We start from the raw sequence: 21003 nt of genomic DNA, 5'->3' as shown, positions 1-21003 counted from the left end.
TTGGGGTCGCGTAGCGGGGACTACGCGACACCTCATTTAGCTGAGCAGGAGAGGCGCCTGTTGACCTGGATCAAAGGCATCGGCGGGAAAGCGGATGGCAAGTCGGAGTTAGTGCAGTTCATCGATCGACCGTCGCCCCGGATGCCCGTATTTTCCCGGTATGACCTGCGCGGCACCTGGATGCGGGCGTCTGCGAACAACGCAGTCATAAGCCCTGCCCTATCACCCTGCTCCGCCCGATCCGGGAAAGTGTCGCAAGTTGAATTGCAGAGCGAGGACGGAGGACTGGCTTACCGAGCCTCGGCGATCTTTGGTCCGGATGATGGCATCTGCGCGTTGGTTGCCGCGGGCCGGTTCGACGGCGATGCCGGGTCCGGCGATCGGGACGCGGCGTCAGGCGGCGCTCCCTGAGACGGCCTGCGGGCAGCGGCTGGCGGAAGCACGATCACCTTCGCTCCGACCTTCACCCGCTCGTAGAGGTCGACGACGTCCTCGTTGGTCAGCCGGATACAGCCGGACGAAACCCGCTTGCCGATGGTGTCGGGCTTGTTGGTGCCGTGAATGCGATACTCGGTCTCGCCAAGATACATCGCGCGCGCGCCGAGCGGATTGCCGGGCCCCCCCGCCATGAACCGCGGCAGATAAGGCTGGCGCGAGACCATCTCCGCAGGCGGATGCCAATCCGGCCATTCCGCCTTGCGGGCCACAGTCTGCTCGCCGGACCATGTGAAACCTTCGCGGCCGACACCGATGCCGTAGCGCATCGCCTGCCTGTCGTTGAGGACGAGATAGAGGAATGTGTTTCCGGTATCGATGATCACCGTACCCGGCGTCTGGTGGCTGACGTAGTCAACCACCTGCCGAACCAATGCTCCGGGAGCGTCGGCGTCGGCCTTTGGTGGCTCGGCCAGAGGCGCCGGGGCCGGAATCGGAGCGGGAGCCGGGGCTGGAGCCGATGCGTGAGCCGGAGGTGCCACGTAAACTGGACTCGACGATGCCCGGGCTTCGCGTGCAGGCGGCGTCCGCGTCGGTTGCACGCTCGGGCCAGACAGCAAACCGTAGCCCAAGGCGGCGACGGCCACGGCGCCAATTGCAACTCTCGCGGCCATCGGTATTGCGAGCGTCTCCGCCTTTCCACGTTTGGCCCGCTTACCCATGCTCTTTCCCCGAGGTCACTCTGCCCCAGAGGTACCCAGCAAAATTTAAGAAACTTCGAAGCGAATGCGTCCAGGCCGGAACCATCAGCGATGGTTAACGCCGCACTTTCGCGGGCGAGGCGGCTGCGCGAATGATCATTTCGGCGCCCCTCCGGTGGCCGAGTCCTGTTAGCGCATGCATGTCCAACAAGAAGCCCCGGTGCGAACCACCGGGGCTATTTTCATCGATCGCGGTATCACCATCGATCAGCGCCGCACTCCGACACGATTGACGCCCCCATTCCAGTTGGTTCGGCTTGCTGTGCCAGCCCGTACCGCCGCGCGAGCCACCGGACGAGGACGTAGCACGACGCCGGCGCGTGCGACGCAACTCGGGGGGTAGTCAATGTACTGGCAATACACGACCGCATGAGCCGGCGCCGGACTGACAGCCGTGCCTGCCAGGCCGAGCAGCAGGCTGGCCACAAAGCCCATACCCGCCAGAGATTTCTTTGAAACACGCTTGCTCTGCATTACGTTTCTCCCTTGCTTGCTCCCGAGGAAAATCACGTCAGCATTTCAGATCCAACGCAACACATCGTACCCCGAAGCCAGCCAGGCCTTTGATCGAGGTCAAGGCGGCATCACAAAGATTCGTCGCCGCATGCCCGGTGCAAAGTCTTGGATTCCCGTCCGGGCCGATGCGCATCGGGCGGCGCTTGATCCCGCCCGCCCACGCCCAAACGGGCCCGGTGTGCGCCCCGCTTGTCTGGCTTCCTCACGAAGCTTGCTCGACATCCGCGATAGATGGGATCAACGAAGCGATCTCCAGCCCCTCTGAAACCAGCGATGAAGCGGCAATCGTGCAGTCTCTTCCGCGTTCCTTGGCCCGATACAGCGCTATGTCTGCGTCCCGCGTGAGCGCGAATTCGTCAATTGTGGTCGCGCTCGTCTCTGCGACTCCAATGCTTATGGTCACGCGCTTCCGCGGTGATCGAGGATGATAAATGTTCAATCTGGAGACCAACGACCGGATCGCCTCGGCCACCCTGACTGCTTTATCTTCGCTCACACCGGGCAGGACCACCGCGAATTCCTCGCCGCCGTACCTCGCCGATAGACTTTTCGTATTGATGGTCGCGCTTCCGATGATTTGCGCAATCTGCTTCAAGCATCCATCGCCAGCCTGGTGCCCCAGGGCATCATTGAAGCCCTTGAAGTGATCGATGTCGATGAGAAGCACCGAAATCTGCGAGTGCTTGACAAATGCGTCTCGCAAGAACGCATCGAAGCTGCGCCGGTTTGCGAGCCGCGTCAGCCCGTCGGTCGCCGCGAGCTGCGTCAGCTTGAGGTTGGCTGACGACAATTCGTCCTCCAGTTTCTTCTGCTCCGTGATTTCCCGGAGCACGCCCACGACTTCTAGATCCTGCCCGGGAGAATACTCGGCCACTCTGAAGCGACATTCCAACCAAATCGTTTCACCATCAGCTCGGCGCATCCGGAATTGGACCGATGGACAAACACCGACTTCCTTTAATCTTCGACTCGCAGCCACGATCTTATAGCGGTCCTCCTCGTGGACCATCTCCAGACAAGAACGCCCGAGGAAAGCGTTCTCGTCCATTCCCAGCACGGCCGCGACCGAGGGGGAGACATAACGAAGACATCCCTCACCGTTCATGACGACGACGATATCGGCTATATTGTCCGTAAGCAGCCGAACCCTGGCTTCTCTCTCGCGGAGAAATTGTTCAAGTTTCGTCCGAAAGCGGAATTGAGCGTTCAAGAGCGCAGCCATTCCTACGACGCCCGCGACCAGGAGGCCGGCGATGAGGGCGTCAGACGCCAGGTCCCTTCTCCAATGCTCCAGGACCTGGTGCTCTGAACGCGCTACCGTCACGACAACCGGGTACTCCGAACCCTGCTCGAAACCCAAGTATTTTCGTACGCCGTCGAAGGGTGAGGTGACGATTTCAAACCCGGCAACGCTTTCGTTTACACGCTTCTCGAAAGACAGATTGTCCGTAAGCTTGCGTAGTGCGGTTTGAACGGGCCAACGCGCCAACACAGTGCCGTCCTTCAACAGGAGGCTGATACCGCCCTCGGTCCCGACAGAAAATCCGCTGTAAAATGCGTTGAAGAACTCACATTCGATAGTGCCCACAAGAACGCCAGCGAAACCGCCAGCGGGGCTACTGATCCGCTTCGACAAAATGATCACCTGCCGGCCGGTGAGGCGGGACTCGGCCGGACCACTGATCAGCAATTCAGAGCCCGGATTATCGCGATGGTAAGCGAAATAGGGTCTGTCCGCGTTGTTATGGCTCCGTAGCGATGTCACCGAGGAGTAACGCCAGCTCCCGTCTGAATTGAGAACCGCGAAGAACTGAATCTGCGGCATCGCCCGCGTAGCGTCTTGCAGATAAGCGTTGAACCTCTCAGGCAACGGGTTCTGAAACTTGAGCAGGTCCACCATTCCCGCCATCGCGACGTCTGGGGTCTTGATCGTGTTCGATGCATGCTGCGATAATGAACGCGCCAGGTTCAACAGATCCGCCTCTGCTCGGTCCAACGTGCTCTGCCGGGAGACAGAGACTTTCCAACCCACCAAGCCCAGTACACACGCCATCATCACCGCCAGAAAAGCACCGACGATCGCCTGCGGCTTGCGGTGAAGCGACTGCTGTAATGAAATCGGGACCATCGCACCTGCTCGATTGCGAGGCATGATGATCATCATCCTACGTTGCGATCGAACTAACAGCCTCGAAAAATTGGCAACAGATGCCGGATTAGACTAACGGCTGCTTGAGTGTCCTGTCAAAATTCAGCAAGGAGCGCGCACCGGCAGATGAGTTCGTCTCGACGGCCTGCCTTCAGTGCTAGCTGAGCAGGTGTCCGACCGGATTGAACTGACTCGCTTAGCAGGCAGCACGATACTGCCCAGAGAAGCAATGTCGATCATCGCGTCGCGATTCATGTGACGCGAGCTAGGCGGCACGAACCAATTCATCCAGGACGCTTCGCTCTGCTCCGACCAGTGTGAACCTTACCAATGCGGATTGCCCCTCGATCCGGGCGATGGTGCCGGTTAGAGCCGCCGAGGTGCCCTCTATCCTCAGCTGCACCTGGGTTTCGATGGGCCAACTCGCGGGCATGTCGTCGACTCGCGCGCCGCCGGCCGAGATGTCGCGAACTGTGACGTTGAACGGAGTACCCGCAACCAGAAGCGTACCTGGCCGTCGGATCTCCATCCGCGTCGCCAGTCGGCGGTCGACGTCCGTTGTCGAAGTCCGAATAACGCGCACGAGTGTCGTACGAAGGACGTCGACCTTCCTCGCGATATTCACCGAACCATCGAGGATTTCCGAAGCGCGGCGGCCGGTTTCCGCAGCCTCGCGTGAGACCGAGGCGATCTGGGCCGCTACTTCGCGGGCAGCCAGCGAAGTCTCCTCGACGGTGCGGGAGATCTCCAGCGTCGTTGCGTTCTGTTCCTCGATAGCATCAGCAATGGCGGTGGAAACCACCTCCACGTTGCGAATGACCTCCCCAATCGCACAAATCGACTGGACCGAAGCGTGCGTCGATTCCTGGATCTCGGAGATTTGTTGGGAAATCTCGCTGGTCGCTTTCGCCGTCTGCTCCGCTAGAGACTTCACCTCGGATGCGACTACAGCAAAGCCGCGTCCGGCTGTCCCGGCACGTGCCGCTTCGATCGTGGCATTAAGCGCTAGCAGATTGGTCTGCTCGGCAATTTCGCTGATCAGATTGGTAACGGTGCCGACCTTCGCCGCGGCCTCGGACAGCTTTGCTATGGTCGACTGCGCATCCGTGGAGGCGGCGACCGCTTGACGCGTCAATTCACGGGAGGACGAGACCTTCGTGGCAATCTCGCTGATCGACCCCGCCATCTGCGACGACGCTCTCGCCACTGTTTGCGCATTGGCAAGCGCCTCTTCTGCTGCGGCCGCGACGCTGCTTGAATTCTGGCCAAGTGTCCGCGCAGTTTCGTTCATGGAGGTGGCGTTGTCCGCCATCCGGGCGGTGCCGTCAGCGACCTCGCCAACCGCTGTATTGGTCTCTCGCTCGACGGTCTCGGCCATCTCCTTGAGCGCCGACGCCTTGACCTGCTCGGCATGCACTCGCCGCTGCTCCTCGGCGAACGCCTCTTCGCGGGCCTTCTCGGCGGCCCTGATCTTGAACTGGGCAATGGAACGCGCCATTTCACCGAGCTCATCGGAACGATCGAGGCCCGGCAATTCGATGTCAAACTGACCAGCCCCAAGCGCGAGCAGCGCAGAGGTCATGGACGACAGCGCCGATGACATCCGCCGTGCGATCACCAGCGTGATCGCGCCAAGCAGTACGATTACGGATAAGGCCGCGATGATTACGTTCCGAGCGCTGGTCCAGACTTGCGCCTCCAAGTCGTCGATATACACCCCGCTACCGATCACCCAACCCCACGGCGCGAAGCCGGCGACGTAGGATAGTTTTGGCTGTGGAGCGTCTTTGCCGGGTTTCGGCCAATGGTATTCGACGAATCCCGAGCCCTGACGCTTCACTGTGTCGACAAAATCGACAAACAGTCGCTTACCCGTCGGGTCCTTGTTGTCACCCAGGTCCTGGCCGTTCAGCTCCGGCTTGATCGGATGCATGACCATGCGCGGCGTGAGATCGTTGATCCAGAAGTAATCGCCATTGCCATAACGCAGACGACCGATCTGCTCGGCGGCACGTTGGCGGGCCGCGTCATCTGACGTATTATTGCGCGCAACACCATCATATTCGGCCTTCACGATGCTCAGCGCCGCTTCCACCAGATGGCTCAGTTCTCCCTGACGCTGCTCTCGCAAGGCCGTGGCGAGATTACTCACCTGGACGCCCCCGAGGCCAAGCAATCCGCCGAAGCTCAGTCCGATAATTGCGTAGATGCGAAGCTTGATCGAGAAGCGCAGGTTCATGCGCACGTCTCCGTCCATCTGGGATATGCCGTCCTACCGGGCGGCCGCGCCGACGGCTCGACAAACTTGTAATGGAGTGCGGTATCGATCGCGTTAAAGCAGATATCGAATTTCGGCAAATGAGATCGACCTCTATCTCGACGAGTCTGCGACGACTCGCGAAGGGACAACGCGGCAACGAAATAGATCCGAGCCGGCTTACCTAGATCAATCTATGCCGCCAGCGAGTAGTATTGCGACGGTATCATCACGACCGTAGGCAGCTAATTACCGGACGGACTGCAACTTGGCCGAAATCCGATAGTCGCGGCAATTGACCGCCATATATTGAATGATATGCATCATACCTCGCAAACTTGATCGGCGAAGTAGCTCACCCCCCGCGAGGGATCTGCATGTCCAACGTGGTATCTCTTCCCAGGCGAAACCGACGCTGGGAAGACCGTCATCCGGCTCTGGAACGGCTCAAGGGGATTCAAGAAGCCTTGAGTAAACTAGATACCTCTCATCTCTGCAGTCGGGCCGACCTGTCGCGCACTCTGAACACGCTCGACGTGGCGAACAAGTGCATCCGAATTGTATTGAATGACTTTAGGGACGTACCGGCGACGGCAGAGCTGATCGAGCAGTCGGCTGCTCTGAACTCGTTGATTGAAACGGCGCGCGATAAAGTCACCGCCCTGCGACCATGGCTCCTCTAGGCACTCTCGACAAACCTCAAGATCAAATCGGCAACCCCGATTATACTTGCGGATTAAGGGCATCATCGGTTCTCCGCGTCGATCACTTCGAGAATATCGAAGAATTTCGCCCAGTCGGCATTCTCGGCACCTCAAAAACCGTGGCGCTGGATCCTGCATCAGCCTCCATCAGCCGCGCGGCCCTGGCTTTGCCCGAATGTCGCGTGGTACTGCAGCGATCTTTTGCTCGGGAATCCGAAGGCGATCTTGGCGCGGAGACCTGCGGTTTGGTTATCCCCATGTCTCCCGATCACTGTCACACCTTGAACGGGCAACTGGTCGGGAGTGATGGAGTCGTCCTTCTGCGTGGAATTATGTCCTGTCGTGTGCGTGAGCCGCATCCGAACAGCTACGCGCTCGTGCGCATGAGTACGGCAATGCAGACGAGAGGATGGCCGGACTTCGAGCGAGGAATAGGTTTATTCAGCGCCGGCGCTCAACAGATCCGTGACCTTCAGCGCGTGCTTTGGAATATCGCCCACCGAGCGTCAACTTGCTTAGCTTCGGCAGACTTTGCGAAACAGGCGGCTGACATGCAGGAAACCCTCTACGCCGCATTCGACAGCATCCTGATCAAACCGGACGTCATACGAGAGCGCCCGAGATCGCACGATCGCCACCGCAAGTACGTGAGCCAGCTCGACGCGCTAATCCAAGAATCGCCCAGCGCCTCGCTGTACAGTGAAGATCTAGCCCTTGCTCTTGGCACCTCCGTGCGAACGCTACAAACTGCCATGGTAACCGTACATGGCATCTCGCTGCACAAGTACATACGCATAAGACGGCTTTGGATGGTTCGTTGTGAGTTGGCGAGGGGCTACCCGTCAACCAACGTGAAGGCGATCGCTGGCGCGCACGGCTTCTGGCACATGGGAGATTTCTCCCGACTCTACAAAGTTGAGTTCGGTGAATTTCCCTCGGAGACGCTCATGCAAGCTCGAAGATACAGATCGTTTCGCTGATCTGACGCGTCGGCTCTTTGCCTTTCTTGCTCGGTCGGCTGAAGCCGTGCCACAAGCCCTACCCTGCCATCACCCCGCCCCGCCTGATCAGCTCCTTGCCCAGCGCTGCCAGATGCACCTGGTCCGGGCCGTCGCCGATGCGGATGAAGCGGGCGTAGACGTAAGCACGCGCGAGGAAGGTGTCCTGCGAGACGCCGGCGGCGCCGTGGATCTGGATGGCGCGGTCGATGACGCGGGCGGCCATGCTGGGCACCACGATCTTGGCCGCCGCGATCAGGTCGCGCGCGGCCTTGTTGCCCTCGCGGTCCATCTTGTCGGCGGCCTGCAGCGTCAGCAGCCGGGCCTGCGCGATCTCGCAGAACGAATGCGCGATTTCCTCGCGCACCGAGCCCTGCTCGGCCAGCGGCTTGCCGAAGGCGACGCGCGAGAGCGCGCGTTGGCACATCAATTCCAGCGCACGCTGGGCGCAGCCGATCAGCCGCATGCAATGATGGATGCGGCCGGGACCGAGCCGGCCTTGCGCGATCTCGAAACCCCGACCTTCGCCGAGCAGGATGTTCTCAGCGGGCACGCGGACGTCCTCGTAAGAAATCTCGGGATGGCCGACCGGGGCATCGTCATAGCCGTAGGTCAGCATGTCGCGGACGATGCGCACGCCAGGCGTACTTCTCGGCACCAGAATCATGGATTGCTGGCGATGGCGGTCGGGATGGTCGGGGGCGGTCTTCCCCATCACGATCAGGATCTCGCAATCCTCGTTCATCGCGCCCGAGGTGAACCACTTCCGCCCGTTGATGACGTAGTCGTTACCGTCGCGTTTGATGGCGCACTGGATGTTGGTGGCGTCGCTGGAGGCGACCTGCGGCTCCGTCATCGAGAAACCGGAGCGGATGCGCCCCTCCAACAGCGGCTTCAACCAGCGCTCCTGTTGCGTCTTGGTGCCGTAGTTTGCCAGCACCTCCATGTTGCCGACATCGGGCGCGGAGCAGTTGAAGACTTCGGGCGCCCAGAGGATGCGGCCCATGATTTCCTTCACGGGCGCATATTCGAGATTGGAAAGGCCCGGCCCGTGCTCGCCGGACAGGAACAGGTTCCAGAGCCCCTGCTCGCGCGCCAGCCGCTTCAGCTCCTGCAGCACAGGCGGCGTCCGGTAGCGCGCGGCTTCCGGCTTCACCTGCTCGTAATAGAGATCCTCGACCGGCTCGACATGCGTCCGCATGAACTGCCGGACGCGGTCCTGGAGTTCGAGCGAACGGGCGGAGTGTTGGAAGTCCATGGTGGTCTCCTCTCTCCTTCTCCCCACAAGGGGAGAGGGTGCGCCGTCTCTGCCGCCGCTTCCCCCTCACGTCCCCTTCAAAAGCTCGCTCGCCACCACCCAGTCGTTGCCGTCGAATTGCAGCATATAGCCGTCCTTGATCGGGCGGAAATCCTGCGGCGTGGTGTTGAGGGTGATGCCGGGCATCAGGAGCGACAGCGGCACGTTCTTCAGGTTCGCGGCCTGCGCCATGATGTTCTCGCGCGTCAGATTGTCCTTGCACTGCTTCAGCAGCACCACCAGCGCCTCGGCGACGGTGTAGCCGTAGAGGCCGGCGACGTTGTTGACGTCGGCATTGGGCAGGCGCTTCTTCATGAAGTCGATATAGGTCGTCATCGCCGGATCGTCCTTGGGCGTCTCGACGAACGGCTTGAGCGAGCCGAGCGAGAGCACGCCCTTGCCGGCATCGAGTCCCGCCGGCACCATCACGGTTGCCTTGTTGGCGCAGCCTGAGGCGAGAAAGCGCGTCGGCTGCCAGCCGACCTCATGGGCCTTGCGGATCGCCTGCGCGCAGGCGCGCGGCGTCACCGAATAGATCATGAAGACGTCGGCCTTGGTGCTCGCCAGCGTCAGCACCTGGGAATCGACGGTGGGATCCGCAACCTCGAAGCTCGAGGCCATCGCGATCGCCTTGTCGGCATCGGCGCCGAGCGCTTCCTTGACGCCGCGCAGATATTCCTTGCCGGCATCGTCGTTCTGGTAGAGCACGGCAAAGCGCGCATTCGGGTTCTTGGCGCGGGCATAGGCGACGTCGATGGCGGCCTCGCTGGTGTAGTTCGGCGCCCAGGGCAGCGCCATCGACCACGGCATGTTGGCGGGATCGTTCCACTTCGACGCCGAGCTGATCAAGAAGAGCTGCGGCACCTTGTTGCTGTTCAGGTACTTTGCGATCGCCGAGCTCGGCGCCGTACCCATGGTGGCGAAGATGAAGGCAACGCCGTCGCCCTCGACGAGACGCCGCGCCGCCTCCATGGTCTTGGGCGGTGAGAACGCGTCGTCGAGCGAGATCAGATTGAGCTTGCGGCCGCCGACCCCGCCCTTCTCGTTGACCTCGTCGAAATAGGCCGCAATCACCCTGCCCGTGATGCTGAGCGGCGAGGCCGGCCCGCTATAGGGCATGGTGTTGCCGATCTTGATCTCGGTGTCGCTGACACCGGGACCATAGGATTTTTGCGCGGAGACAGAAGTCGGCAGGCAGGCGGCAGCCAGCGCCGCGGCCAGGACCAAGGCAGCTTTCATGGTTTCTCCCCGGTGATCATCGTCCGCGCGAGACACTGCGCGGCGCGCTGCTTTTTGTCAGCGCGTCAGATCAGCGAAGTTCTGCATGACGGTCTTGCGTCAAGCTGCTGGTAGTGCAGCCCGACTTGATGCTAGCGAAATGCCTCGAGAGGACGCGAGACCGGGCGCGGCTTCCATGAACAACAAGGAGCCCCCCATGAGCCAGACGCGACGTGTGCTCTCCGCGCAGATCGCCCACGAGACCAACACGTTCTCGATCGTTCCGACCACGCTCGATGACTACCGCAAGCGGCTGTTTCTCCTCGGAGCCGAGATCGCCCCCGCACTCGGCGCCACCAAGATGGAGATCGCCGGGCATCTGGCTGCGGCCCAACGCTACGGCTGGACCCTGGTGCAGCCGATTGCAGCCTCGGCCACGCCGTCCGGCAAGGTGACGGCGGACTGCTGGGCCGAACTGCAACGCCTCGTCTACGAGGCCTGCGAGACGGGACCGCTCGACGGCGTCATCCTCGCCTTGCACGGCGCAATGGTGACCGAGACCGACGAGGATGCCGAGGGTGCGCTGCTGGAAGGATTGCGCAAGCGGCTCGGCGAGACGATCCCGATCGCGGGGACGCTCGACCTGCATGCCAACGTCACCGAACGCATGGGCCGGCTGGCCAACATCATGCTGCCCTACCGGACCTATCCGCACATCGACCAATACGAGACGGCACTCCGCGCGGCCGATCTGCTGCAATCGGCGATGGACGGCAAGATCCGTCCGAAGGTCGTCCACCTGCAGGGACCGCTGCTCGACGGATGCAATCACGGACGAACCCAGGGCGGCGTGATGAGCGATCTGTTGGCGCGCGCGGCGGACATGGAGGCGCGAACACCCGGCCTGTTGTCGGTCGACGTCTGCGCGGGCTTCAGCCGCTCGGACATTGCCGAGGTCGGCCCCAGCGTGCAGGTGACCTACGATGCCTCGCACAACGCCGCGGAGACGGCGGCGCGGCAGGCTGCGGCCGCGCTCTATGACGAGATCTACCGTCGCCGCGCCGAGGTCACCGTCGCGGTGCATGATTTGCCGACCGCGACCAGGCTTGCCGCGGAGGCCGCAGAAGATGTCGCCGATACCCGTCCCTTTGTCATTTCCGATTACAGCGACAACCCGGGTTCAGGCGCCTATGGCGACGGCGTTCGCCTGTTGGAGGCGCTGCTGAAGGCCAACGTCAAAGGCGTGCTGCTCGGCGTCCTCGGCGATCCCGAAGCCGCCGCCCGCTGCCATGCCGCGGGTCTCGGGGCCAGCCTCGAAATCGTTGTCGGCGCCAAGCGCGATCCCGCCAGCTACGGGCCGCCACTCACGCTGGCCGGACGCGTCGCCGCGCTGTCGGACGGCACCTTCGTCTGCGAGGGACCGATGAATGCCGGTCAGCCCATGACGCTCGGCCCGTCCGCCCTGTTCGAGGTGAACGGCATCTCGATCGCCCTGTCGACCAACACGCTGCAAACCTATGATCAGGAAATGTTCCGGATTCTCGGCGCGGAGCCGGCGCAGTTTCGGGTCGTCGCGGTCAAGTCCGCCCACCACTTCCGCGCCGCTTTCGGGCCGATGGCCAAGGTGGTGATCCTGGCCGACAGCGGCGGCCTTGCCACGAATGACTACACGACCCTCGTTTATCGCAGGGTTCGCCGCCCGATCTGGCCGCTCGACGAGATGCCGCTGGATTGATCTGCCAAAGCATGATCCGGCAAGGTCATGCTTCGACATCAACCTGAAGCGCGATCACGATTCATCCAAATCTGATCGCGCTTCGGCACCGCGCGCTTCACTGGAGGTTTCAGCCGCGCCGCTTCAGGCTGAGGCCGAGGCTGAGCCAGCCCGCACCGGCCATGATCAGGTCGATGCCGAGGAACAGACCGAGGATGTAGACGCTGTTCACCGGCCAGCGCGCCAGGATCAACAGCCCGAGCAGCAGCGTGACGACGGCCGACAGCGCCACCCAGACCCACGGGCTTTCGCGCTTCATGCTGAAGGCGAGAAACAGCCTGACTGCGCCGGAGGCCAGCAGCGAGGCGCCGAGGAACAGAGTCAGCAGAACCGCGGCGAAGAGCGGGTTCTCGAAGGTGAGAAAGCCGGCGATGATGTAGAGCACGCCGAGCAGGGCCCAGATCAAGAATTTTCCCCAGCTCTTCATCTGGAAGGCGCCGATGACCTCGGTCACGCCGGCGACGATCATCATCGCTCCGACCACGATCACGCTCGCCACCGTCGCCATGACCATGCTGCCGAGCGCGACGAAGCCGGCGATGAGGTACACGACGCCGAGCGCGACGATCCAGCCCCATTTGCCGTGCAGCGCAGAGATACCCGAGCCGAGACTGGGATGATGGGACGCATCTGAAGCACTTGTCATGGGGCCACTCCTGCATGCGAAGCCCGCGGGCACGCGCCACGATAGCACGCACCAGACCGGGACGACAGCCAGCAGAGCAGCCCTTGCCTGCTGCGACGTTGACGCAAATCAAGATCGAATGCGGCGAGCGAACCCGTCAATCGTCCGAATTGGCGAGCCCCAGCAGTTCCTGGCGCGTCAGCGCATTGTCGCGGAACACACCCAGCATCCGGCTGGTGACGAGATCGGTCCCGGGCTTGTGCGCACCGCGCGTGGTCATGCAGTGATGTGTCGCCTTGATGATGACCCCGACGCCTTCGGGCTTGAGTACGTCGTTGATGGTATTGGCGATCTGGGCGGTCATCTTCTCCTGGATCTGGAGCCGTTTCGCGTAGACGTCCACCACGCGAGCAAGCTTTGAGATGCCGACGACGCGCCCCTGCGGAATATAGGCGACCCAGGCGCGGCCGACGATCGGCGCCATGTGGTGCTCGCAATGGCTCTCGAAGCGAACGCCGCGCAGCACGATCATCTCGTCATAACCTTCGATCTCCTCGAAGGTCTTTTGCAGGATTTCGGTCGGATCCTGCGCATATCCGGAAAAATATTCCTCGAAAGCGCGTGCCACGCGATCAGGTGTCTCGCGCAAACCGTCGCGCTCGGGATCATCGCCGGCCCAGCGGATCATGGTCCGGATGGCCTGCTCGACCTCCGCCCTGTCTGGCCGTTCCACCGGCGCCTGCGCCACCGCGACACGTTCCAGCTTGCGCACTGGTGACTTCATCAAGACCCTCCCTGCAACGAGCCCGCGCATACGGAAGCGGGCCCACAGCTTGGACGGCTGCAATCGGAAAAGGTTCCCGCAGATCAGGGAAATCTTGGAGAACAGAGCTTGGACGGCCTATGATGCAGCCGCTGTCCGGACGTCGATCACGGCCTGCGCCCATTCGGCGGGCCGCTCCTGCGGCAGATTATGACCGGCGCCCGCGAACACGCGCCGCTCGAAGAAGGCCTCGAACTTGCGCGCATGGTGCGCGGTGCCGGGATTGACGCCGTCGCTGTCGCCGTCGATCGCAATCGTCGGCACGCGGATCGGCGGTTGCGCAGCGAGCTGTTCTTCGATCGCGGCATAGGCGGGGTCGCCTTCCACCAGCGCATAGCGGTGGCGGTAGGAATGGATCACGACATCGACGAAATCAGGATTGTCGAAGGACACCGCGCTGTTCTCGAACGTCGCATCGTCGAACGCCCATGTCGGCGACCACATCGCCCAGAGCTGACGGGCAAAGCCGCGCCGGTTCCGCTCCAGCGCGCGGCGGCCGCGCTCGTTGTGGAAGAGATATTGATACCAGAGCGCGGCCTCCTCCGGCGGCGAGGCCGGCTCCATGGATCGGGCGATGTTCTGGATGTTGTAGGAGTTGCCGGAGACGAGACCGATCACGCGCTCCGGATGGAGCGCGGCAACGACACAGGCCGCGCGCCCGCCCCAGTCATAGCCGCCAAGAACCGCGCGCCGGATGCCGAGCGCATCCATGAAAGCCAAGAGATCGGCGCCGAGCGCCGCCTGCTCGCCGGACCGCAAGGTCGACGCGCTGCGAAAACGCGTCGGCCCATAGCCGCGCAACCACGGCACCAGCACGCGCGCGCCGGCCTCTGCAAGGATCGGCGCGGTTTCGGCATAGGCGTTCACGTCGTAGGGAAAGCCGTGGCCCATGATGCAGGGCCAGCCGTCGGGCGCGCCATATTCGCGATAGGCGATGTCGAGGATGTCCGTGGTGACGGTTTTTTGTTGCATGGTGATTCACGGATTGAGGATTTCGTAGCCCGGATGAAGAGTAGCGCAATCCGGGAACGTCGGCATCCGCGAATCCCGGATATCGCTGCGCTCATCCGGGCGACAAGGGGCCTATTTCTGCGGGCCCGACAGTGAGATGTCGCGCTCGGCGCGGAACACGTTGCTGTAGAGATTGGCAATCCACTGCCGGCCGATCTCGGTCTTGTTGAGATAGCCGATCTCGGTCTGGATGTGCGGTGCGACGCTGTTCCAGTAGAACTGTGGATAGCGGTTCACGATATCGGCCGGCGAATCGTAGCCGAGCTGGCGATTCATGCCGACCTCTTCGAACTCGTAATAGAGGGCGTTGGCCTTGCGCAGATAGTTGGGGTCGCCGAGCTGGCCGATGAAGTCGGCCGCGCGCAGGATCGAGGCCTCGTCGTCGTATTCCTGTCCTTGGCGGGCCGGAAAGCGCGTCCCTTCGATGGCGCGGGCGATGCGCTCGGGATCGAGCCCGGGAATATGCCGCAGCCGCCGCGTCACATACAGCTTCGAGCGATCGACGTGATACATCATCAGGCTCGCGTCCGACGCACCCCGCGGCAACGAGATCTTGGTGTCGGCGGCGTCGATGACGAAGCCGTCGGCGTCGTCCTCCTCGAACAGCCCGCGCACATAGCCGATGTCGTGGGCGAGGCAGGCGATCAGCACGTGGACGTAGTCCTCAGCCGACAGATGGGTATGAAGGCTTCGGCCGCGGAGGATTGCCTGGGCCGCCAGCGTCACCAGCATCGTATGCTCGATATTGTGATAGAGCGCATCGCTGTTGCCGATGCATTCCATCGCGGTGCGGGTTGCGCTCTCGACGATACTGGCAGAAGTCTCATCGTACCGGCGACGCATGAACTTGCCGAGGAATTCCTCGAGGGATTCAGCCGCCAGTCTCGGTAAGGTTATCATGGATGCAGCCCCGTCCGCCGCTGGTGTCCCATGCCATCTCCCGACGTCTCTGTTGTTCTCGACGCAGCACTAGCATAGCGCATCTTGGGCCGGCTGACCAAATTCCGTATCAAAAATTCGTAAATATGCTACATTCCCGCTGCGCAACATCGCGGTTGTGGTTCAGCTTAGCCACAGCCTGAAGGCGATCGCGCCGGAAGGGCCCAGGCCGGCCTGTCGCCTTAGGGGGCGGACAGGATGTCGGCGCCATCCGCCGAGCGCGACAGGCTTCTGGCGAGATAGAACAGCTCGACCAGCTTGCCGCGTTTGCCTGCCAGAGAGAAGATGTATTCGGGCGATTCCGCCTCGATTTCTGCGATCGCCACCTTGGCGATGCGATCGATACGGCTCCAACCGTGCTCCCAGACGAAGCCGACACCGAGCCGGTTGGCGACCGCCTCCAGCATTCCCTCGCGCGTGTTGACGACGATCGCCGGGCTAGCGCGCAGATTGACGGCGCGAAACGCCCTGTCCACGGCCCGCTGGGTCGCCGAATCCCGGGTTCGAAACACCAGCGGATATTGCATCAGGCTGACGGCGGAGACGCGCGATTCCCGACTGAGGTCGTGAACGGGATGGCAGATCGCGACGACGCGCTGCTGCACGCAGGGCTCGCGACGGAAGCGGTTGTCCTGCGGCACCTCCGGCAGCACGGCAATGTCGACGCGCTGATCGACCACCGCCGCCATGATCGCCGACCAGCTCCCGATCTCGATATTGATCTGGATCTTCGGATACAGGTTGCGAAAGGCCGCGATCAACGCCATCCCCGGCATGGCGTTGCCGAGCCCGATGCGAAGCTCGCCCCCCGTCAGCTCATCGCGCTGCTCGAGGATGGCCTGCGCATCCGCCTCGAGCGCCTGCATACGGCTGGTCGCTGCGTAGAGTCGCCGGCACAGCGGCGTCGGGATCAGGTTCTGTCCGTGGCGGTCGAACAGCGCAACGGCGAACTCGGCCTCCAGATCGCGCACCAGCTGCGCAACAGCGGGCTGCGACACTCCCAGTTTCCTGGCTGCGGCAGCAAAGCTGCCGGTGTCGAACACCGCGTTGACCGCCCGGACACGCGACGACGTCAATGCCACGACAAGAACTCCAAAACCGGCATCCCGGCTTCAGAACGCCACAAAAGCAAAACCTGGGGTCAGCATAAGCAATGCCATTGACCGTAATGTGAATGTCAGATGCGCTCCTTAACTCCTCGTGCGCCGCAACAGGCAGCAGGGGACCAGCGCGAATGGCGCAAATCGAGCTTTCCGGAATCCGCAAATCCTTCGACGGGGCCGACGTCCTGAAAGGTATCGATTTCCGGATCGAGGACGGCGAGTTCATCTCGCTGGTCGGTCCTTCCGGCTGCGGCAAGTCGACCCTGCTGCGGATCATCGCCGGGCTGGAGCCGCAAAATTCCGGGCAGGTGCGCATCGACGGCGGCCCCGTCGACGACATTCGGCCCAGCGCGCGCAACCTCGCGATGGTCTTTCAGTCCTACGCGCTCTATCCGCATTTGAGTACCTTCGACAACATCGCGGTGCCGTTGCGGATGCGGCGTCTCTCGGCGATCGAGCGGCTCCCGCTGCTCGGCCCGCTGCTGCCGGGCCGGCGCGCCAAGGAACGCGGCATCCGCGCCGACATCACAGCCATCGCCGAGCAGCTCGATATCGCGCCATTGCTGCGGCGCAAGCCCGGGCAATTGTCCGGCGGACAGCGACAACGCGTCGCTGTCGGACGCGCCATGGTGCGCGAGCCCCGGGCGTTCCTGTTCGACGAACCGCTCTCCAATCTCGACGCGAAGCTGCGTGTGCACATGCGCGCCGAGCTCGCCGAGCTGCATCGCCGCCTCAAGGCAACGTTCATCTATGTCACGCATGACCAGGCCGAGGCGATGACGATGTCGAGCCGGATCGCCGTGATGATGGCCGGTGAGCTGATTCAGGCCGGCACGCCCGCGGAGATCTACAACGACCCCGGCGACATCCGCGTCGCCGAATTCATCGGCAGCCCCAAGATCAACATCCTCCCTGGCCGGATCCGGAAGGACGGCGGCATCGACGTGCTGGGCACCGCTCTAAGTCTTGCGTGTGGCGCGAGCGCCGGCGACTGCCGTGTCGGTGTGCGCCCGGAGCGGATCGAGCTGGGCGCGGGGCCATTCTCCGGACGTGTCGCCCATCTGGAAAATCTCGGCGCGGAGGCCTTCGTGCACCTTGCGATCGAAGGCGCCGGAGCGCGCCTGATCGCGCGGCTTGCCGATGTCCGGCAGCTGCCTGCGATGGGCAGTCCCGTCACGTTCGGCTTCGCGCCCGACGCCGTGCGGGTTTTCGATTCGGCCGGGAAGCGGATCGAGCTCAGCGTCGAGCAGGCCGAGCGCAACCGTGAGCCCGCCCATGTCTGACGGCTCCATGACCATTGATGCGGCGATCGGCCCGACCGGCGCCGCGAGGCGGGCGTTGCCGGCTCATCGCACCCGGCGCACGTACTCCGCTTACGCCCTGGTGACGCCCGCCGCCGCGCTCATGCTGGTCATGCTGCTTGGTCCGCTCGCCGGCGTGATCGCCCTCTCCTTCACCGATTATCAGCTCGGCGCGCCGCATTTCTCCTGGATCGGGCTCGCCAACTACCAGGACCTGTTCGCCGACAAGGTGTTCTGGACCGCGCTGCGCAACACGCTGACCTATGTCGTGATCGTGGTGCCCGGCGCGGTGATCGCAGGCCTTGCGATCGCGCTGCTGATCCAGAGCGGCACCAGCCTGCGCAGCCTCTATCGGACGATCTATTTTCTGCCCGTGATGGCGACCCTGATCGCGATGGCGGTGGTGTGGGAATTCATGCTGCATCCGCAATTCGGCCTGGTGAACGGGCTGTTGCGCGGCGCGGGCCTGCCGGCCTTCGCCTGGCTGCAGGACCGCAACACCGCCCTCTACGCGCTGTGCGCAATCGGCATCTGGCAGGCCGTCGGCTTCAACATGGTGCTGTTTCTTGCCGGCCTCGTCTCCATCCCCAAGCAGCTCTACGAAGCGGCCGAGATTGACGGCGCATCGAGCGGCTGGGCCCGCTTCTGCCTCGTGACCTGGCCGATGCTCGGGCCGGTCACGACCTTCGTCGTCGTCATCTCCGGCATCCGCTCCTTCCAGGTGTTCGATACCGTGCATGTCCTGACCAAGGGCGGCCCGTCCAAATCCACCGAGGTCCTGATCCACACCATGTACACGGAAGGGTTCGAGTTCTTCCGCTCGGGCTACGCCGCGGCAATCACCGTCGTCTTCCTGGTCTTCGTTCTCGCGCTCACCCTGATCAAATCGAGGCTCGCCGATCGCGGCGTGCACTACACATGAGCAACGCGCATCCCATCCCGTTCCGCGCGATCCTCCGCCACGTGCTCCTGATCGCGGGTGCCGCGCTCATGCTCGCGCCGTTCATCTGGATGATCTCGACCGCGTCCAAGCCGCAGACCGAGGTCTTTTCCAGCGAGCTGCACCTGATCCCGCATCAGTTCGCGCTGGTGGAGAATCTGCGCGAGGCCTTCGCCAAGGCCAACCTCCTGCGCTTCCTGCTCAATGGCGTCATCGTCACGGTCTCGATCTTCGTGCTGCAGGTGATGGTGGCGCTGCCGGCCGCCTATGCGCTCGCGAAACTTCGCTTCCTCGGCCGCGAGACGCTGTTTGCCCTGGTCCTGTTCGGGATCCTGATCCCGCCGCAGGCGACCGCGATTCCGGTCTTCCTGCTGCTGCACAAGATCGGCCTGCTCGACAGCTATGCCGCGCTGGTCCTGCCCTTCACGATCTCGGTGTTCGGCATCTTCCTGATGCGCCAGTTCTTCAAGACCGTGCCGGACGATCTCGTCGATGCCGCCCGCATGGACGGCATCTCCGAATTCGGCATCGTCTGGCGGGTGATGCTGCCGGCCGCGATTCCGGCAGTCACCGCCTTCGGCATCTTCTCCGTGGTGGCGCATTGGAACGACTATTTCTGGCCGCTGATCGTGCTCAACAGCGAGCAATTGCGTACGCCGCCGCTGGCCGTCGCCCATTTCCGCAACAACGAGGCCGGCACCAGCTACGGCCCGCTGATGGCCGCGGCGATGGTGATCATCGCCCCGCTCGTCATCGCTTTCCTCTTTGCCCAGCGCCGCTTCATCGAGGGCATCACCCTCACCGGGATCAAGTAACCGCGTCACCTCAAACAGGGAGTTATTCATGCTGAAGTCAATCATCGCCGCGGCGGCTCTGTCGCTTGTGGCCGGCTCTGCGCTCGCGCAGACCCAGACCGAGATCGTGATGCAGTATCCCTATCCGGAGCTGTTCACCGAGACGCACAAGCGCATTGCCGAGGAATTCGCCAAGGTGCACCCGGAGATCAAGGTCACCATGCGGGCGCCTTACGAATCCTACGAAGACGGCACCCAGAAGGTGCTGCGCGAAGCCGTCACCAATCAGATGCCGGACGTGTCCTTCCAGGGCTTGAACCGCATCCGCGTACTGGTCGACAAGAACATCCCGGCCGCGCTCGACGGCTACATCGCGGCGGAAAAGGATTTCGACAAGCAGGGCTTCCACCAGGCGATGTACGACATCGGCACCGCCAGCGGCAAAGTCTACGCCCTTCCCTTCGCGATCTCGCTGCCGATCGTCTACGTCAATCTCGACCTGGTGAAGCAGGCCGGCGGCGACGTGAACAACCTGCCGAAGAGCTGGGACGAGCTGCTCACGCTCGCCAAGAAGATCAAGGCGCTCGGCAACGACACCAATGGCGTCACCTATGCCTGGGACATCACCGGCAACTGGCTGTGGCAAGCCCCGGTCTTCGCGCGCGGCGGCACCATGCTCAACGCCGACGAGACCAAGGTCGCCTTCGACGGCGCGGAAGGCAAGTTCGCCATCAACATGATCGCGCGGCTCGTCAACGAGGGCGGCATGCCCAACCTCGACCAACCATCGATGCGCGCGGCGTTCGCGGCCGGCAAGACCGGCTTTCACGTCACCTCGACCTCGGACCTCAACAAGGTCACGCAGATGACCGGCGGCAAGTTCGCGTTGAAGACGATTCCGTTCCCGGACGTCGCCGCCCCGAACGGCAGGCTGCCGGCCGGCGGCAACGTCGTGCTGATCCTTGCCAAGGACAAGGCCAAGCGCGATGCGGGCTGGGAAGCGGTGAAGTTCTGGACCGGCCCCAAGGGCGCTGCGATCATGGCGGAAACCACCGGCTACATGCCGCCCAACAAGGTCGCCAACGAGGTCTATCTGAAGGACTTTTACGTCAAGAACCCCAACAACTATACCGCCGTCAGCCAGCTCGCCCTGCTCACGAAGTGGTACGCCTTCCCCGGCGACAACGGCCTGAAGATCACCGACGTGATCAAGGACCACCTCAACTCGATCATCTCGGGCGCCCGCGCGAGGGAGCCCGAAGCCGTCCTCGCCGACATGACGTCGGATGTGCAGAAGCTGCTGCCAAAGACCACCGGCGCCGCGCGCTGAGCATCACAACATCTGCCGAAGCACGGGG

The 21003-nt window shown here is 62.8% G+C and carries 18 protein-coding genes; 7 read left to right on the top strand and 11 right to left on the bottom strand.

Annotated elements, in window-relative coordinates:
* Positions 1-290: 290 nt before the first annotated feature.
* The 4 genes from X268_RS08885 to X268_RS08870 form a co-directional block, all read right to left on the bottom strand.
* Positions 291-1157, bottom strand: coding sequence for a L,D-transpeptidase (locus tag X268_RS08885; protein ID WP_128924587.1), 867 nt, complete (start codon positions 1155-1157; stop codon positions 291-293).
* Between the two features lie 246 nt (positions 1158-1403).
* Positions 1404-1670, bottom strand: coding sequence for a hypothetical protein (locus tag X268_RS39990; protein WP_128924586.1), 267 nt, complete (start codon positions 1668-1670; stop codon positions 1404-1406).
* Positions 1671-1914: 244 nt separating this feature from the next.
* A complete protein-coding gene (locus tag X268_RS08875) occupies positions 1915-3876 on the bottom strand; it encodes a diguanylate cyclase (RefSeq protein WP_128924585.1) in 1962 nt (653 codons plus the stop codon).
* A gap of 250 nt (positions 3877-4126) precedes the next feature.
* Positions 4127-6100 (bottom strand): cache domain-containing protein, encoded by a 1974-nt coding sequence (locus tag X268_RS08870; RefSeq protein WP_128924584.1) that lies wholly within the window; start codon positions 6098-6100, stop codon positions 4127-4129.
* A gap of 395 nt (positions 6101-6495) precedes the next feature.
* Here X268_RS08870 and X268_RS08865 point away from each other — a divergent pair, with 395 nt between their 5' ends.
* A complete protein-coding gene (locus X268_RS08865) occupies positions 6496-6801 on the top strand; it encodes a hypothetical protein (protein WP_128924583.1) in 306 nt (101 codons plus the stop codon).
* The gene (locus X268_RS08860; protein ID WP_128924582.1) at positions 6789-7802 is read left to right on the top strand and encodes an AraC family transcriptional regulator; all 1014 of its coding nucleotides are present in this window, start codon (positions 6789-6791) and stop codon (positions 7800-7802) included. Before X268_RS08865 ends, X268_RS08860 begins: the two co-directional genes overlap by 13 nt.
* 58 nt (positions 7803-7860) lie before the next feature.
* Here the strand turns inward: X268_RS08860 and X268_RS08855 are convergent, their stop codons facing one another.
* Positions 7861-9078 carry an acyl-CoA dehydrogenase family protein gene (locus X268_RS08855; RefSeq protein ID WP_128924581.1) on the bottom strand — a complete coding sequence of 406 codons (1218 nt, stop codon included), beginning with the start codon at positions 9076-9078 and terminating at the stop codon, positions 7861-7863.
* A gap of 66 nt (positions 9079-9144) precedes the next feature.
* Complete coding sequence (locus X268_RS08850; RefSeq protein WP_164937618.1) at positions 9145-10356, bottom strand: ABC transporter substrate-binding protein; 1212 nt, start codon at positions 10354-10356, stop codon at positions 9145-9147.
* A 196-nt stretch (positions 10357-10552) separates the two neighbouring features.
* Between X268_RS08850 and X268_RS08845 the strand changes: the two genes are divergently transcribed.
* Positions 10553-12070, top strand: a complete 1518-nt coding sequence (locus tag X268_RS08845; protein WP_128924579.1) for a M81 family metallopeptidase — start codon at positions 10553-10555, stop codon at positions 12068-12070.
* 109 nt (positions 12071-12179) lie between these two features.
* Here X268_RS08845 and X268_RS08840 read toward each other — a convergent pair whose 3' ends face one another.
* The 5 genes from X268_RS08840 to X268_RS08820 all read right to left on the bottom strand — a co-directional run bounded on the left by X268_RS08840 (position 12180) and on the right by X268_RS08820 (position 16589).
* Entirely contained in the window at positions 12180-12755 is a 576-nt protein-coding gene (locus X268_RS08840; protein ID WP_128924578.1) for an HdeD family acid-resistance protein, read from the bottom strand.
* A 136-nt stretch (positions 12756-12891) separates the two neighbouring features.
* On the bottom strand, positions 12892-13518 hold the full coding sequence (gene folE / locus X268_RS08835; RefSeq protein ID WP_128924577.1) for a GTP cyclohydrolase I FolE: 627 nt from the start codon (positions 13516-13518) through the stop codon (positions 12892-12894).
* 117 nt (positions 13519-13635) lie between these two features.
* A complete protein-coding gene (locus X268_RS08830; protein ID WP_128924576.1) occupies positions 13636-14529 on the bottom strand; it encodes an alpha/beta fold hydrolase in 894 nt (297 codons plus the stop codon).
* A 111-nt stretch (positions 14530-14640) separates the two neighbouring features.
* Positions 14641-15468, bottom strand: coding sequence for an HD domain-containing protein (locus tag X268_RS08825; protein ID WP_128924575.1), 828 nt, complete (start codon positions 15466-15468; stop codon positions 14641-14643).
* Between the two features lie 221 nt (positions 15469-15689).
* Positions 15690-16589 (bottom strand): LysR family transcriptional regulator, encoded by a 900-nt coding sequence (locus X268_RS08820; protein WP_128924574.1) that lies wholly within the window; start codon positions 16587-16589, stop codon positions 15690-15692.
* Between the two features lie 152 nt (positions 16590-16741).
* Here X268_RS08820 and X268_RS08815 point away from each other — a divergent pair, with 152 nt between their 5' ends.
* From X268_RS08815 to X268_RS08800, 4 genes are read left to right on the top strand one after another with little or no spacing between them, the layout of a single operon-like run.
* Positions 16742-17893, top strand: coding sequence for an ABC transporter ATP-binding protein (locus X268_RS08815; RefSeq protein WP_128924573.1), 1152 nt, complete (start codon positions 16742-16744; stop codon positions 17891-17893).
* Between the two features lie 7 nt (positions 17894-17900).
* Positions 17901-18833 (top strand): carbohydrate ABC transporter permease, encoded by a 933-nt coding sequence (locus X268_RS08810; protein ID WP_430648402.1) that lies wholly within the window; start codon positions 17901-17903, stop codon positions 18831-18833.
* Positions 18830-19666, top strand: a complete 837-nt coding sequence (locus X268_RS08805; RefSeq protein WP_128924571.1) for a carbohydrate ABC transporter permease — start codon at positions 18830-18832, stop codon at positions 19664-19666. The genes X268_RS08810 and X268_RS08805 overlap by 4 nt, the downstream gene beginning before the upstream one ends.
* 28 nt (positions 19667-19694) lie before the next feature.
* Complete coding sequence (locus X268_RS08800; protein ID WP_128924570.1) at positions 19695-20975, top strand: ABC transporter substrate-binding protein; 1281 nt, start codon at positions 19695-19697, stop codon at positions 20973-20975.
* Positions 20976-21003 lie beyond the last annotated feature (28 nt).

Source organism: Bradyrhizobium guangxiense, assembly GCF_004114915.1.
Lineage (GTDB): Bacteria > Pseudomonadota > Alphaproteobacteria > Rhizobiales > Xanthobacteraceae > Bradyrhizobium > Bradyrhizobium guangxiense.
The sequence above is the reverse complement of the archived record's forward strand: the minus strand, read 5'-3'. Positions and strand labels throughout refer to the sequence as shown.